Origin of the sequence: Endozoicomonas arenosclerae (genome assembly GCF_001562015.1) — a bacterium.
In the GTDB taxonomy this organism is placed as follows: domain Bacteria; phylum Pseudomonadota; class Gammaproteobacteria; order Pseudomonadales; family Endozoicomonadaceae; genus Endozoicomonas_A; species Endozoicomonas_A arenosclerae.
On record NZ_LASA01000150.1, the window covers coordinates 18894 to 34047 of the forward strand.

The 15154-nt window shown below is 48.8% G+C and carries 13 protein-coding genes and 4 tRNA genes; 8 read left to right on the plus strand and 9 right to left on the minus strand.

All coding sequences use genetic code 11. The features are described 5' to 3' along the window. Positions 1-58: 58 nt before the first annotated feature. The 6 genes from cls to WG89_RS22965 all read right to left on the minus strand — a co-directional run bounded on the left by cls (position 59) and on the right by WG89_RS22965 (position 3570). Positions 59-1525, minus strand: a complete 1467-nt coding sequence (gene cls / locus WG89_RS22940; protein ID WP_062270041.1) for a cardiolipin synthase — start codon at positions 1523-1525, stop codon at positions 59-61. A 343-nt stretch (positions 1526-1868) separates the two neighbouring features. After that, positions 1869-2648: a TSUP family transporter gene (locus WG89_RS22945; protein WP_062270055.1), complete on the minus strand. Its 780-nt coding sequence runs from the start codon at positions 2646-2648 to the stop codon at positions 1869-1871. 457 nt (positions 2649-3105) lie between these two features. After that, a tRNA-Gln gene (locus tag WG89_RS22950) sits at positions 3106-3180 on the minus strand. 8 nt (positions 3181-3188) lie between these two features. Then, positions 3189-3265: transfer RNA gene (locus WG89_RS22955), tRNA-Met, on the minus strand. A gap of 78 nt (positions 3266-3343) precedes the next feature. After that, positions 3344-3418 (minus strand) — tRNA-Gln (locus WG89_RS22960). 75 nt (positions 3419-3493) lie between these two features. Next, positions 3494-3570, minus strand: a tRNA-Met gene (locus WG89_RS22965). A gap of 294 nt (positions 3571-3864) precedes the next feature. Here WG89_RS22965 and WG89_RS22970 point away from each other — a divergent pair. Further along, positions 3865-5613 (plus strand): hypothetical protein, encoded by a 1749-nt coding sequence (locus WG89_RS22970; protein ID WP_062270042.1) that lies wholly within the window; start codon positions 3865-3867, stop codon positions 5611-5613. Positions 5614-5653: 40 nt separating this feature from the next. Here the strand turns inward: WG89_RS22970 and ychF are convergent, their stop codons facing one another. Next, positions 5654-6745, minus strand: coding sequence for a redox-regulated ATPase YchF (gene ychF / locus WG89_RS22975; RefSeq protein ID WP_062270043.1), 1092 nt, complete (start codon positions 6743-6745; stop codon positions 5654-5656). Positions 6746-7033: 288 nt separating this feature from the next. Here ychF and WG89_RS22980 point away from each other — a divergent pair, with 288 nt between their 5' ends. The 7 genes from WG89_RS22980 (at position 7034) to WG89_RS23010 (ending at position 13190) form a co-directional block, all read left to right on the plus strand. Beyond that, positions 7034-7738, plus strand: coding sequence for a TIGR04282 family arsenosugar biosynthesis glycosyltransferase (locus WG89_RS22980; RefSeq protein WP_062270044.1), 705 nt, complete (start codon positions 7034-7036; stop codon positions 7736-7738). Beyond that, positions 7731-8783 carry a methyltransferase domain-containing protein gene (locus WG89_RS22985; protein WP_062270045.1) on the plus strand — a complete coding sequence of 351 codons (1053 nt, stop codon included), beginning with the start codon at positions 7731-7733 and terminating at the stop codon, positions 8781-8783. Before WG89_RS22980 ends, WG89_RS22985 begins: the two co-directional genes overlap by 8 nt. Beyond that, complete coding sequence (locus WG89_RS22990) at positions 8774-9718, plus strand: radical SAM protein (RefSeq protein WP_062270046.1); 945 nt, start codon at positions 8774-8776, stop codon at positions 9716-9718. Before WG89_RS22985 ends, WG89_RS22990 begins: the two co-directional genes overlap by 10 nt. Before the next feature lie 159 nt (positions 9719-9877). Beyond that, a complete protein-coding gene (locus tag WG89_RS22995) occupies positions 9878-10318 on the plus strand; it encodes an arsenate reductase ArsC (protein ID WP_062270047.1) in 441 nt (146 codons plus the stop codon). Positions 10319-10331: 13 nt separating this feature from the next. Further along, positions 10332-11192, plus strand: coding sequence for an MTAP family purine nucleoside phosphorylase (locus WG89_RS23000; RefSeq protein ID WP_062270048.1), 861 nt, complete (start codon positions 10332-10334; stop codon positions 11190-11192). Beyond that, positions 11189-11911, plus strand: coding sequence for a glycosyltransferase (locus WG89_RS23005; protein ID WP_062270049.1), 723 nt, complete (start codon positions 11189-11191; stop codon positions 11909-11911). The genes WG89_RS23000 and WG89_RS23005 overlap by 4 nt, the downstream gene beginning before the upstream one ends. A gap of 277 nt (positions 11912-12188) precedes the next feature. Further along, positions 12189-13190 (plus strand): D-alanine--D-alanine ligase family protein, encoded by a 1002-nt coding sequence (locus WG89_RS23010; protein ID WP_062270050.1) that lies wholly within the window; start codon positions 12189-12191, stop codon positions 13188-13190. A 6-nt stretch (positions 13191-13196) separates the two neighbouring features. On the opposite strand, the gene pth is transcribed toward WG89_RS23010, so the two are convergent. Further along, positions 13197-13790 carry an aminoacyl-tRNA hydrolase gene (gene pth, locus WG89_RS23015; RefSeq protein ID WP_062270051.1) on the minus strand — a complete coding sequence of 198 codons (594 nt, stop codon included), beginning with the start codon at positions 13788-13790 and terminating at the stop codon, positions 13197-13199. A 19-nt stretch (positions 13791-13809) separates the two neighbouring features. Further along, positions 13810-14445 (minus strand): 50S ribosomal protein L25/general stress protein Ctc, encoded by a 636-nt coding sequence (locus tag WG89_RS23020; protein WP_062270052.1) that lies wholly within the window; start codon positions 14443-14445, stop codon positions 13810-13812. Between the last annotated feature and the right edge of the window lie 709 nt (positions 14446-15154).

Genomic DNA, 15154 nt, shown 5'->3' on the forward strand with positions numbered 1-15154 from the left:
GAAAAGTTTCACCGTCACAAATATTTAACATCTTATTTTGAAACCCCTGTCATCCTTCTTACAACAAAGGGCTTAACAACTGAAAAAGACTTTCCAGGAATCGCTTGGTGACGGGTCGACGATTCCAGTCGTTCAAATGAACGGGTTCAGAACTCTGCATGTATTGATCCAGCAGAGTGGCCATGGTCTGCCCAAAAGCTCTGTCGTAGATAATCATGGTGACTTCATAATTGAGCCAGACACTGCGCATATCGAGATTTACCGTGCCAAACAGAATGGTTGAGCGATCTACCAGTACACACTTGGTATGCAGCAACCCGCCTTTGAACTGCAGTATTTTTACCCCTGCATTCAAAAGGTCTTCATAGTATGAACGACTGGCATAGTGCACCATTCTTGAATCATTCCTGTGAGGCACCAGCAACTGTACATCCACCCCTCTCATAGCGGCTGATTTCAATGCCGTCAGCAAAGACTCATCCGGTACAAAATAGGGTGTGGAAATCAATAGCTCTTCCTTGCTTTCATAAATGGCAGTCAGCAATACCTGATGCAACCTTTCCCGATCAATGCCTGGCCCCGAAGGCAGTACATGAACGTCTGCACCGATATAACAGCTCAGATAAGAAGGAGGAAACTCATAGGTGGCATTAAACGACGAATGCTTTTCACCGGTTTCAAGCGCTTTATCCCAGTGAGCAATTACAGCCATGACATGAGCAGGAATACCTTCCACCCTGACCATGGCATCAATCCATTGACCCACATTGGCGCCCTGGCGAAAGTGAACCGGATCAACCAGGTTAAAACTGCCACTCCAGGCAATTTCATCATCAATCACCAGAATCTTGCGATGGTTGCGGATATCAACTCGCTCGAACAACATCCTGACCAAACCTACCGGCATGGATTCCGTAACACTGATACCTTCCAGTCGAAAGCGCCGGGCCCATTCACCCCGAAGAAACTGGCGACTGCCCACGGCATCAAGAATGACCATGCAATCCACGCCACGTCGTGCAGCCCTGATCAGGGCTTCTGCCAGAACCTTGATTCGCCCCCGAGGTTCACAGATATAAAACTCCAGAACAATACTGTGCCTGGCTTTTTCAATGTCATGGAGCAGGCCGTGCAGAATCGTGTCGGTTTCATGGAACAGCTGGAGTTTGCTGCAGGGCAGTACCGGAATGCCCAGAGTCTGTTCTGCCAGCTTGTAAATACCGGTGTGTGGAGTATGAGATGGGCATTCCACCTGTCTTTGGGTGATGACCCGTGAAAGGTGGCTCGACCACTGTTCGTAGTCAGGGTATAAGTGTTCCAGCCGCTTGAGCCTTCTTGAGCCCAGACGCCTTGAACCAAAAAGCAGGTAAGAGAAAAAACCGGCTACCGGCAGAATAAACAGCATTAACAGCCAGGCGAGTGTAACGCCTACAGGCCTTCGCTGCATGATGACGTGAATACCAAAAGCTATGATCAGGGCAAGATAGAGTCCCCCGAACAATGCACTGAGCCAACTGCTGTCCATTCAAACACTTGAGTGACGTTATTATCGACTGAAACCAGCCATGAGCTTGCAAGACTAGTGGCTCATGGCTGTCTGGAATATGAATAATAACGCTAAATCAGCGAAAGCGCAGAAAAACTGTTCCGGGATTAAATAAGCTATGAGCGAAAAATATATTTTTTCATCGCCCCTAGGAATAATCCTGAAATAACTTCCTTGTTGAACTCTTCACAAACCCGTTCGGGCTGAGCCTGTCGAAGTCCAATACCACGACCCTTCGACAAGCTCAGGGTGAACGGAATCCGCATGTAAACCGGGAAGTTATTTCGAGACAAACCTTTAGGGAGATGAAAAATTTTCACGGTTAAAAAAGTAAGTGAGAATATTCGTCCCACATTAGCTTGCCGGTCATCACCAACGAAATAATGACGATCATAGGGCGAATGATCTGCTGACCCCGCTTCACCACCATTCTGGAACCCAGTCTGGCACCGATAAACTGCCCTACCAGCATGATGCCACCCACCGCCCAGACGACTTGCCCACCCAGCATGAAGAACAACAAAGAAGCCACGTTACTGGTGCAATTCAGCACTTTGGTGTGTGCTGTTGCCGTGGTCAGGGAAAAACCCATCAGGCTGACGAAAGCAATCGCAAAGAAAGAGCCTGTACCCGGCCCGAAGAAGCCATCATAAAAACCGACACCCACACCGGCTGTGCAGGCAAAGGCCGTCAGACTCATTTTGGCAGCCGTTGCTTCTGTTTTTCGGGCTCCGGGAGAAAGAATAAAATAAGCGGCAATACCCAATAACAGAAAAGGAATGATCTGCTTGAGTACAGAGGCGTCAATCATCTGAACCAGCACGGTACCCACTGCACTGCCGACAAAAGTCATGAAAATCGCAAAGCGCATGTCTTTGAGATTCACCAGACCTCTTCTGACAAAATACACACTGGCAGAAAATGATCCACCGGTACTTTGCAGTTTATTGGTAGCCAGAGCCTGGGCAGGTGACAAACCCACAGCCATCAGTGCAGGCACCGTGATCAGTCCACCGCCTCCGGCAATGGAGTCAACAAATCCGGCCAGCACCGCAACCGAAAACAGCAAAATACCCCAATCAAGGGTGAGTACAAAATCCAAAACAAGCCTCAAATAAATAGAATTTCCGGTCTTTAGATTTCCGGATTTTAGTCTACGGGGGATTGCCCCAAGTTATCTATTAGTGTGCAGACCTGAAAACAAACACGTAATCCGATCAATGCTTCTCCAATGAAGTGATCAAACACGTTCAAACTTTATTTTGCTCAAGAGACTAGCTTTTTTAGAAAGTGACTCAAACTATTTTCTTTGTTTTTGAAAAATTCTTTTTTGTTGGATCAAGCCTGCACACGGAATGAATTATCTTGATGTTTTGGGTGATTGCCTATCCGCAATTACAACAGGTTAACTTTTCAACACTTGCCTGTGGGTAAAATACTCAACTGGAACTGAACTCAATAAAAAGCGTTTGAGTGCACAGATAATGAGGGGACGTTTGCAATGTTTAAAGCAGCATAAACGAAAAAAGCCCGACTGAAATCAGTCGGGCTTTAATATATGGCTGGGGTGGAGGGATTCGAACCCCCGCATGTCAGGATCAAAACCTGATGCCTTACCGCTTGGCGACACCCCAACAAATGATGGTAGCTAGGGGCAGATTCGAACTGCCGACCCCAGCATTATGAGTGCTGTGCTCTAACCAACTGAGCTACCTAGCCATCAATTTGGACCGTCATTCTGTTGATTTATCCGGCTAATGTCAACCGATTAAATCATCAAGAAAGATCAGTATAAAATGGCTGGGGTGGAGGGATTCGAACCCCCGCATGTCAGGATCAAAACCTGATGCCTTACCGCTTGGCGACACCCCAGCTGCTGTCTCGTTGAGACGTTTTCGACGTTACCATGTTGATTTTGTGTGTCAATTGGCTGATTGACGTTCAACTTGGTAGCTAGGGGCAGATTCGAACTGCCGACCCCAGCATTATGAGTGCTGTGCTCTAACCAACTGAGCTACCTAGCCGCCGAAAGATGGTGCGCATTTTCAGGATTTAAGCCTGTCCTGTCAACCGTTTAAGCGGCTTTTTTGGGATCTTTCAGAAAACCCTTATCTATATTTCGCTTTTAACAAGCCCATGGGAAATCGAATTCACCCCAGAGTGTTTTCATCAACAACACAGCCGCTCCTTGTTTCCTCCATTGCTCAAAACCATCGCTTCATTAGACCAATGTCTAGGCCCTTTGACGGTGTTCAGAGCGAACTTAATTCCGGGTCATCAATCCAATTTCCAGATTCGAACAATTAACGGAGAAAACAATGACTCAGGATCATCCACTTTTGAAAAGCAGCCTATCCACATTACTGCTGATAATTTTACCCTTAACCCATGCTTTCGCTGAAACCGAGAGCTGGATATTTAATCAACACGGCGACATTCAGGCCTGTTCGCTTCTGACAGAGGACCAGGATGGTGCCACTGTATTGATTCGTCATCTGGTTCTGCCCCCTGCTTCTGATAGAGCAGCTATTTCTGATGGTCAGGCCTGCAAGAATGCTTCTCAAGCCCTGGTCAAAGCTCAAACAGAACGACCGAACAGAACTCACTTCCTGAGCGAAGCCTATTACCTGGACAGTAACAATCTGATCCTGAATGCCCAGCTGAGTCAGGGTCATACTCACGCTCTTTCATTTAACGGGTTACCTGTAACCTCTTCCGCAGCCCATTATTGCGAAAGGCTTCATCGCCAACTCACACCAGAGAACGAAGCAGAGAATTGCCAGGCATTCGTGTCTAACCGCTGGAATATTGTAGGCCTGGAAGCCCCTCAGGAAGCTACAGGCTTACCCATCACTCTGGAGCAGCCCACAACACCACTGCTGATGCTCTCAGGTGATCAGGCTTCTGGTTTTCAACAAGTCTACGACCCTTTATATAGCATCACTGAGCCTCTGGCTTTTAATTACTGGCGCTACTGGCAATACAAGGATTCTCCTGCCTATCAAGCCGGAGTCGCCGCCCTTGGCGGTGTTGAAATGGCTGGAGGGCTTGTTGCCCTGGGAGCAGGCATTGCTACCTTTAATCCCGCCCTGATTGCTCTGGGTGGTGGCCTTTCCATAACCAGCCTGACCACCTTGTATTATGCCTATTCTGACTGGATTCAAGACCCTCAATCCCGAGCCCAGAATAAGGAAGACGCTCTGTCTTACCAACAGGGGAGCCTCCAGCAAAAACTGGCCAGCGCCAGAGATAACCAAGTCCACTATCAAAAGGAATTGGAAGATATGGGCCTGTTTGGCAGCGAAGCTTTTATCAGGGAGAAGGAAGTCCAGTATCAAACAGCTGAGCTTATACATCATCAACAACTGTCATTCCTTCAAGAAGAGCTGGATCAGCTGAAATCAGGCCGTGCCCGACTGCAAGCAGAACTGGAACGATCTACTCAACAAGAAAGCGCTCCACCTGTCTGTGAAATTCAGGCACCTGAAACAACGATCACTCATCAGGTACCAACCCCGGAGGAATATGCTCTACCCAAATATTCCGAGCAGGATCCTTATCCAGAATTCACCCAGAGACTCAACGAGGATGCCGTCGACCCTGCACCCGAAACATACGTTGCGGGCAGTAAGGTCAGTGAGCTGCCCACTTATGAGAACCTGCCTCCAGCTTACAGCGAGCATGACCCATTCCCACAAAGCTCAATAGCCTCGGTAAGTATCAACCCACCGCCTGCCTATGAAACCGCTGCTGAAACAACGGTAACGTCCAGACCTGCTAATGAGGCCATGACATTTGTTGCTAACCTGTTGGCTGGCCAGATAGCTGATAGAGATACGGGCATTGCCATTAAGGAAGCTCAAATCAACGCAGCACGGCTCACGTTTGAACTAGCCCATGGCAGGGAAGGTCGAGCTCTGAAAGGTTATTCAGCCGCCAAAAGCTCTATCAGGGATTCGGAAGAAGGATTGATAAACAATCAGCAAGAACAGCTGAGAGTTTCAGAGGAATTTAAAGCGATGCAACTGTTGAACAGTTATCAACAGGCTGAAGTCGCAGCCCGATAATAGAGAAGGCTGCCTGGTAAGTCAGGCAGCCCAAACGAAATCACACGTTGAAACGGAAGTGCATAACATCGCCGTCTTTAACGATGTAATCCTTGCCTTCTACTCTCAGACGACCTGCTTCCTTGGCACCCTGTTCACCGTTGTACTGAACGAACTCGTCGTAAGCTGTTACTTCAGCACGAATAAAGCCACGCTCGAAGTCAGTATGGATCACGCCAGCAGCCTGAGGGGCAGTCGCGCCAATCTTGACGGTCCAGGCACGCACTTCTTTAACACCGGCTGTGAAGTAAGTCTGCAGTCCCAGAAGATCATAGCCACCACGGATGACACGATCCAGACCCGGCTCTTCCATACCCAGATCCGCCAGGAACTCATCACGCTCTTCGTCTTCCAGTTCAGCAATTTCAGCTTCCAGCTTGTTGCAGACAGTAACGACTACAGAGCCTTCACTTTCAGCGATGCCACGAACAACATCCAGGTATGGGTTGTCTTCAAAGCCATCTTCATCAACGTTAGCGATGTACATAGTTGGCTTGGTGGTCAGCAGGTGGAGTGTTTTAGTCAGCTTCCGCTCTTCATCATTCATTTCGAGAGAGCGAACCGGATTACCTTCTTCCAGGTGAGGAACGATCTTTTCCAGCAGCTCTTTCTGAGCCTTGGCTTCCTTATCACCACTTTTGGCGACACGGGCTACCCGCTGCAGCTGCTTTTCACAGCTTTCGAGATCGGCCATGGCCAGCTCAATGTTGATAATGCCGATATCAGCGGCAGGATCGATCTTGTTGGCGACGTGAATCACGTTGTCATTTTCAAAGCAACGTACCACGTGCGCAATAGCATCAGTCTCACGAATATTGGCCAGGAATTTGTTACCCAGACCTTCACCCTTGGAGGCACCCTCTACCAGACCAGCAATATCAACAAATTCCATGGTGGTGGGCAGCACACGCTCTGGCTTTACGATTTCAGCCAGCTTGTTCAGACGAGGGTCTGGCATGGCCACAACACCCGCATTTGGCTCGATAGTACAGAAAGGGAAGTTTTCTGCATCAATGCCCGCTTTGGTCAAAGCGTTGAACAGTGTTGATTTGCCGACGTTGGGCAGACCAACGATGCCACATTTAAAGCCCATAAACAGTTACCAGGGGAAATCCAATAAAATTTGGGGGAGGATTATAAAGCCCGACCCGTATTGACACCAGCATTATGCCTGACAGTTCTTCCGGGGTTTATACCGACCCGGAAACCACATACGTCCTGTTGCCCAATAGACAAACTCATAGACTGCTGTGAAAAAAAGATTTTTCACAGACCAAAAAGATGAAAAAATAATCAACACTATGAATCCAAATAACTATTTCAGCAGTATAGGTAGACAATAGCGGGTCAAATTCAACTCAAGTCAAATAAGAAAAAAACGATGGGCCAAGGACTTAGCCTCACAACCGACACATCACTGGTACTGGTATGCAAGAAGCCAGCCTTACATCAGGGAAAACAGCGTCTTGCTGCCGATTTAGGCGCAGAGCAAGCCTTAGCTGTTGCAGAACTCCTGCTGGCTTGCGCTCTGGAAGATTTATCCGAGTGGCCAGGCAGGATTGTTATCGCACCCGCCCATGAAAATGATCACAACTGGGCAAGGCAGCTACTAAAACACAGAAAGTGCGAAACATTGCCGCAAGGCTCGGGAAACCTTGGGGAAAGGCTTAACTACCTGGATCATGAGTTAAGAAGCCAAAAGCACACAAACATTATTTATATTGGCAGCGACTCCCCTACTCTCAGCTTCAAGCATTTCCTGGATACAGTCCGAAACCTGCAAATACACGACACAGTATTCAGCAAAGCCAGTGACGGTGGTGTAACTATAATGGCTAATAATAAGCATTGGCCTGATCTATCCCGGCTGCCCTGGAGCACAGATACTCTGGGAGAGTCGCTAGCCAACCTCTGTCGTCAAAGTGGTTTAACCGTTGGTTACTCCCCCTCCAGCCAGGATGTTGATCACCTGAAAGACCTGCTAAGCATTCTGCCCGAACTAAGCAGTGACTCCCGCCCTGCACGTCAGGCGCTGGCAAAACATATTGAATCCGTTTTCAAGCAAGGAACCCTCTCCCATGCATAAGGCAGTACAAGATTACTATGGTAAAACCTTACAGAGCAGTGATGACCTGCAGACCAACGCCTGCTGCACTGATGCTTCCATGCCACGTCATTTGAAAAAAGCCCTATCGAATATTCATGACGAGGTGCTCAGTCACTATTACGGTTGTGGACTGGTCTGCCCGGAACAACTGGAAGGCGCCAGAATACTGGACCTGGGCTCTGGCTCAGGTCGTGATTGTTATGCCCTGGCCCAAATGGTGGGAGAGAACGGCTATATAGTGGGCGTCGACATGACCGATGAACAGCTGGCAATAGCTAACCGCCATATCGAATTCCACCGCGAGAAGTTCGGCTATTCAAAAGCCAATACCGAATTTCATAAGGGTTATATCGAACAGCTGGACCAGCTGAACCTTGAAGATAACAGCTTCGACATGATCATCTCCAACTGCGTCATCAACCTTTCTCCGGATAAGGAAGCCGTATTGAGGGAAGCCTGGAGACTGCTGAAAGAAGGCGGTGAACTCTATTTCTCTGACGTCTATTCCGATCGTCGTATTCCTGCTGAACTGGTGGATGACCCTGTTCTCTATGGCGAATGCCTCAGTGGCGCCCTTTACTGGAATGACTTTTTAAATCTGGCTAAAAAAGCGGGCTTTGCCGATCCAAGACTGGTGGAAGATAAACCTATCACCATCAATAACAGTGGGATTGAAGCAAAGGTAGGCGATATTCAGTTTTATTCAGCCACCTATCGACTGTTTAAACTGCCAGAGTTGGAAAGCCACTGCGAAGACTACGGACAGGCTGTCGTTTATAAAGGAACGATTGACCACCATCCCAACACTTTCCACCTGGACGGACATCACCCTATTCCCAAAGGCAAGGTTTTCCCGGTATGCGGCAATACCTGGAAAATGCTGCACGACTCTCGATTCCAGAAACACTTCGAGTTTATTGGCGATTTCAGTACACATTATGGAATTTTCAAAGGCTGCGGCACTGATCTGCCATTTTCATCGACCACGGAAACCCCATCAGGAAGTGAGGGATCATGCTGCTGACAGGCAAGTCACCTAACAAGAATCTACCTGACGAGAAAAGCCAGGACTGGCACTTTACACCGGATGGTAATCCAAGAGGTTATATCAAGCCTCATCAATTGAAAGAGCTCTGGTTTCATACCGGTACTCGCTGCAATCTTTCATGCAGTTTCTGCCTGGAAGGATCAAGCCCTTCCAGCAAAAGACTGGACTCTCCAACACTGGAGGAAGTGAAGCCTTATGTTGATGAGGCCCTTGGACTGGGCGTTGAGCAGTTCTCCTTTACCGGTGGAGAACCTTTTGTCATTAAAGACATTATCAAAATCCTGGACTATGCCTCACAGCATCGTCCCTGCCTGGTTTTGACCAACGGCACAACACCCATGATCAAAAGACTGGATGAGCTGACACGCTTACAGGATAACCCTCATCCTATCTCCCTGAGGGTCAGCCTGGATCATCCTAACGCCGAGCAACACGACGCTGGGCGTGGCGATGAGAGTTTTGCCACTGCTCTTTCCGGACTGAAACTGCTCCACGAAAAAGGCTTTAATGTTTCGGTTGCCAGACATATGGATAAAGCCGAAAACACTCCAGTCGTAGAACAGGCATTCAGAGACCTGTTTGAGCTGAATGGCCTGCCCGTCAATCTGAAGCAGGTCGCTTTCCCGGACTTTTTGCCTCCCGGTGCATTACCCGATGTCCCTCATGTCAGCACCGATTGTATGACTCGCTACCAGACAGAAGAGAGTCGTAGTTTATTCATGTGCGCCTTTTCCAAAATGATGGTTAAGCAGAATGGGCAAATGCAGGTGTATGCCTGCACTCTGGTGGATGACGATAACGAATACAACCTGGGCCACGATCTACAGGCCAGCCTTGCTAAAACCATCAGTATGAAGCATCACCGCTGCTACAGCTGTTTTGCATTTGGCTCCTCATGCAGCGAGCTCTAGTACAGCTATGCACTGAACCCCATGCCGTTCGCACTGAGCCTGTCGAAGTGCACTACCAGCATCCTTCGACAAGCTCAGGATGAACGGAGTCTGTATGACCATTAATGCTTGGCAGCTCTAGAAACCTGTCGAAAAAATAAATCAAAAGGAAAGGTATTAATGAACAAGCCCCGAATACTCTTTCTCTGCACCGGTAATTCGTGCCGGAGCCAGATGGCCGAAGGCTGGGCAAAAGCCTTGTTGAAAGCTGATTATGAAATCTCTTCAGCAGGCATTGAAGCTCACGGACTCAACCCCAATGCTGTCAAAGTGATGGATGAAGCCGGTATTGATATCAGCAGCCATCAATCGCAAACGCTCAATGAACTGGATCAAAAGCGTTTCGATTATATTTTTACGGTTTGCGACCATGCCCACCAAACCTGTCCCGCTTCAGACGGCAGCCATATCATCCAGAATTATTTTGACGACCCTCCCCGTCTTTCTGCGTCCGTTACTAACGAAGAAGAATCATTGAACATCTATCGACGTGTGCGCGATGAGATAAAAATCTGGATACAACAATTACCCCACCAGATTCACCTATTGAATAATAATTAAAAAGGAATGCACTATGCTGGCTGTCATCGGCGGAACCGGAATCTATAGCCTGGATGGACTGGAAACCCTGAAAGAAGAAACACTGGACACCCCTTTCGGCCCACACTCTGGACCCATTACTACGGGTGTTTTCAAACAACAGAAGATTTTATTTTTGCCCAGACATGGCAGTGCTCATCAGCTGCTACCCCATGAAATTAATTATCGAGCCAATATCTGGGCACTGAAAAGTCTCGGGGCCACACAAGTGATCGGCCTTTCTGCCGTAGGCAGTCTTCAGGAGGAAATTGCTCCCGGTGAACTGTCACTGGTCAGCCAGTATTTTGATTTTGTGAAAGGAACCAGAGAAAGGAGCTTTTTTGGCGAGGGACTGGTGGCTCATATCTCAACCGCTTTGCCCAGTTGCAATCATCAGGCCGAACAACTGACCACTGCCGCAAACTCTGCGGGTATTAATCTGCACGAAGAAAAAACCTATGCCTGTGTCGACGGCCCCAGACTGGGAAGCCGCGCCGAAAGCCTGTTCCTGAAAAACGCGGCCCAATGCGATGTTGTAGGAATGACCAACGTGCCCGAAGCTTTTCTGGCCCGTGAAGCCCAACTCTGTTACACGACCATAGCCATTGCCACTGATTACGACTGCTGGATGGATGACCCGGCCGCACATGCCACGGTAGAACAGATTATCCAGCGTTATGACAGCAGTCTGGCCACCGCCAAAGAGTTGCTGGGACAGTACCTGACCCTTCAGGGCGAGCAACCCCATGACGACACTCAGTGCAGTTGCAGAAGCGCCTTAAAGACAGCCATTCTGACGCCAGAGGTCAACCTGAACCAGAATCATAAAGCCTTGCTGGAAGTACTGCAGAAGTGAGTAAACCTTTTCCGCCTGTGCGTCTTTCTATCATTGTGCCACTGGGACCCAACGAACCCCGGTGGCCAGCTCTGCTAGACCAATTCAGTATGCTTCCAAAAGGCAGTGAAATCATCCTCACAGGCTTTTCTCACAGCCAGCGACCGACAGAACTGGATAACCCCCCTGAGCCATTACGATCTTTGAAATGGATCTGGTGCGTATCGGACAAAGGAAGAGCTCTGCAACTGAATACGGGAGCGGCCCAAGCTTCAGGCGATTACCTCTGGTTTATTCATGCTGATTCAGTTTTGACCCAAGACAATATCCAAAGTCTGCTGACCTCGATCCAACAAAATCAAGAACGTTTGTACTACTTTGATCTCTGGTTTTATGACAAGGAAACCCGCTGGTTATCCATCAATGAGTGGGGAGCAAAATTCCGCTCAAACAAACTGGGAGCACCTTATGGTGACCAGGGATTATCCATCAGTCGCTCCCAGTTTTTTGAGCTGGGAGGGTATCCAACCGATGCAGATTACGGTGAAGACCATCTTTTTGTCTGGAAGGCCAGACAGCGGGGGATACAGCTGCAACCCTGTCACACAAAGCTGGCGACCAGTGCCAGAAAATACCACGATTACGGCTGGTTAAAACTGACACTGAGATACCAATACCTCTGGCTTCTTCAGGCAACACCTGAATTTATCAAACTCCTAAAAACGAAAACCTTTCAATAAACCACTCTCCAACCTGGAAGGAACTCTTCTCGCAGTTTCTGGTCAGATACGCTGGATGGGACTAGGCTTGTCTGATCATCGTCCAACAGCTCTGAGCTATAAAAAGCCTTGAACGAAGGTCACTTTCGCCCCCACGTGACACAGTAATTTTCACGCTAGAACAATCAGGAGTCTGCCGGATTAAAGGCTCCTGGAAGTGTAAAAGTATTTTGCTCACATAACTTCAGATAAAACGCAGCAAAATCGTTTCTACGGTAAATGAAAGGACAGTAGTCTGATGCCCGACAAGAGCAAAACCATTGCAGTCATATGCGGGGGATTATCCCCTGAAGCTGATGTTTCCCGACTTTCCGCCAATCGAATCACTCCCTGCCTGGAAGAACATTACGGCAGGGTTGTTCACCTTGAGCTGGACCAGACCCTGCCGGAACAACTGATTGCCCAGCAAGTGGATGTAGCTTTCCCTGTTGCCCACGGCCCCTATGGTGAAGACGGCCGCCTTCAGGGGCTGCTGGACATCATGGGTGTCCCCTACGTTGGCTCCGGCGCCCTGGCCAGCGCCTGTTCCCTGGATAAAGTAATCACCAAACGACTGCTTCAATCTGCAGGTATCCCCATGGCCAAAGACAGGGTTGTTTATCATAACGAATGTCCTGATGAAGCCGCCCTGGATTGCGTTGAGCAGCTGGGCCCCAAAGTGATCATCAAGCCATCAGGCCAGGGCTCAGGTATCGGCGTACAGTTCGCAATGGGCTACGAAGACCTGAAAGGCAAGCTGAAAACAGGCTTGCAGATGGATGAAAAGCTGCTGGTTGAAGAGTTTGTGACAGGCAAGGAAATTACTGCCGGTGTACTCCATCTGGATGACTATCAGGTCCTGCCAGTGACAGAAATCACCACACCTGACGGAGCCTGGTACGATTACGTGCACCGCTATACGCCGGGACTGAGCGACCATGTCATTCCAGCACGCATCTCTGACGAGCAGTATCGAAGGGTTCAGGAGATCGCTTTAAAAGCGCACCAGATATTGGGCTGCCATGACATCAGCCGTTCAGACTTTATTGTTCCGGAATCCGGCGAACCTGTTTTTGCGGAACTGAATAACTTACCCGGCATGACGCCCACCAGTCTTTTTCCGGACGGCGCCAGACATGCAGGCATCTCGTTCGAAGCCCTTATCTGCAAACTGGTAGACCAGGCATTGAAGCGGGGAGAAACTCTCAGAAACGGCCGAGATTACTGGCCAATACCCAAACTGGATATCAGACCTTCCTAATTTCTCTCAGACTTTGAATGTATGCAGCTCCTGAACGGCCTTGGCGCGAGCACCATTAAAGGCTTCAGGGGCAATACGAACGGCTTCGTCGATCACAGAATCGATCTTCTGACGATCCGCTACAGAAGGCTTGTTCAACACGTAATTCACCACTTCCTTGCTGTCACCCGGATGACCAATACCCAGTCGCAGGCGCAGAAAATCCTTGTTGTTACCCAGTGATGAAATAATATCTCTCAAACCGTTGTGTCCGCCATGACCACCGCCCTGCTTCAGGCGACCAATGCCTGTCGGCAGATCCAGTTCATCATGAACCACAAGGATAGATTGGGGGGGAATCTTGAAGAAGGTACTGATAGCACCGACTGCCTGACCACTGCGATTCATAAATGTGGTCGGGTTAAGCAGACGGACATCCTGTCCATCAATGGTAATGCGAGCAGCCAGTCCAAAGAACTTTTTCTCAGGCTGAAGGCTGGCGCCATAAGCCCGAGCCAGCTGCTCCACATACCAGAAGCCGGCATTATGACGAGTATCATCGTATTGAGCACCAGGGTTACCGAGTCCGACAACCAGCTTAATCGAGTGATCCTTCGCCATAATAGCCTCCGAGCAATACTTACTCTTCGCCGCCTTCTTCTTCAGAAGCAGCTTCTTCGGCTTCGTCATCCTTACCACCACGGGTAGGCTGAACAGAAGCAACGTCCAGGTCGTGACCTTCGCCCTGCAGCAGAGCAAGCAGTTCAACACCTTGAGGAATGGTCAGGTCGGTCAGGTGAATGTGGCCACCCAGCTCAACGTTAGCCATGTCTACTTCGATGAACTCAGGCAGGTCAGCAGGCAAACACTTAACTTCTACTTCTACACGAGCGTGAGTGATAGCGCCACCGGCTTTCACACCTACACAGCTATCTTCGTTCAGGAAGTGCAGTGGGATGTGAGTGGTTACAGCGTGAGTAGCGTCAACGCGCAGGAAGTCCAGGTGCATTGCAAAGTCTTTTGCAGGGTGACGCTGGATGTCCTTCAGGATAACCTGCTGGGTAGCACCTTCTACGTCCAGAGTAATGATCTGGGAGTAAAAAGTCTCTGATTCCAGTGCTTTACGGATAGCACGGGATTCCAGAGTGATTTGGGAAGGTTCCTGCTCACCACCGTAGATAACGGCAGGTACCAGTTCTGCACGACGCAGGCGGCGGCTCGCACCTTTCCCTACGTCTTTACGTGCAACAGCGCTCAGAGCGATAGCTTCAGACATTTTCTTTCTCCAAAGGAAATACCCCAGTATCTTGCGACCAGATACTACGGCTTTAATAAAGGCGCCATATCATACCGGCATTAAGGCTATTTGCAAAACAAAATAAGGCCTGCTTCGGCAAATACAGAGCCCTCGTGCAACAACAAATGCACCACCCACAAATAGAAAAAGGGCGCAGCCTTACGGCTACGCCCTCCTCAAACTCTCAGTGCCTTACTGGAACATAGCGCTGATGGATTCAGCGTTGCTGATTCTGCGTACAGATTCAGCCAGCAGAGGAGACATATCCAGCTGACGGATAGGCAGTTTTCTTAAAAATCAATAAGTTACATGATTTTTTTGTAATTTATAAAAACCGTAACCTATTGATTTTATTGTGTAGTAAAGACCTTTTGTAATGAGCTATTTTCTGCAAACAAGTGTCGTTTAAACACACTTTAGACCACCTGCAACCGGTATCAACCTTGAGTCTCTTCCAATATGAAATGAGCCTGAAGAAGGGGCTGGTTTCTAACATGAAATGAGCCGACTTCAGCACTGTCGTTCATGATGAGGATATGAAAATCATCATGAACACCCATTTCATCAAAACCCTGGAGGATGTAAGAAGCCTCCTTTCACAAGCAGACTGTCTGGAGCCCGGCTGGGACTCCAAGGACGAATGTTACCGTTGGATTGAGCTAACCCTCAGCCACTTCAAATACCGTTC

Bases quoted from the DNA above. Each gene is read 5' to 3' on its own strand.
- pth (WP_062270051.1), bottom strand. From the start codon at position 13,790: ATGGCGAAGGATCACTCGATTAAGCTGGTTGTCGGACTCGGTAACCCT.
- WG89_RS22980 (WP_062270044.1), top strand. From the start codon at position 7,034: ATGGGCCAAGGACTTAGCCTCACAACCGACACATCACTGGTACTGGTA.
- WG89_RS23010 (WP_062270050.1), top strand. From the start codon at position 12,189: ATGCCCGACAAGAGCAAAACCATTGCAGTCATATGCGGGGGATTATCC.
- WG89_RS22990 (WP_062270046.1), top strand. From the start codon at position 8,774: ATGCTGCTGACAGGCAAGTCACCTAACAAGAATCTACCTGACGAGAAA.
- WG89_RS22985 (WP_062270045.1), top strand. From the start codon at position 7,731: ATGCATAAGGCAGTACAAGATTACTATGGTAAAACCTTACAGAGCAGT.
- WG89_RS23020 (WP_062270052.1), bottom strand. From the start codon at position 14,445: ATGTCTGAAGCTATCGCTCTGAGCGCTGTTGCACGTAAAGACGTAGGG.
- WG89_RS22970 (WP_062270042.1), top strand. From the start codon at position 3,865: ATGACTCAGGATCATCCACTTTTGAAAAGCAGCCTATCCACATTACTG.
- ychF (WP_062270043.1), bottom strand. From the start codon at position 6,745: ATGGGCTTTAAATGTGGCATCGTTGGTCTGCCCAACGTCGGCAAATCA.
- cls (WP_062270041.1), bottom strand. From the start codon at position 1,525: ATGGACAGCAGTTGGCTCAGTGCATTGTTCGGGGGACTCTATCTTGCC.
- WG89_RS23000 (WP_062270048.1), top strand. From the start codon at position 10,332: ATGCTGGCTGTCATCGGCGGAACCGGAATCTATAGCCTGGATGGACTG.
- WG89_RS22995 (WP_062270047.1), top strand. From the start codon at position 9,878: ATGAACAAGCCCCGAATACTCTTTCTCTGCACCGGTAATTCGTGCCGG.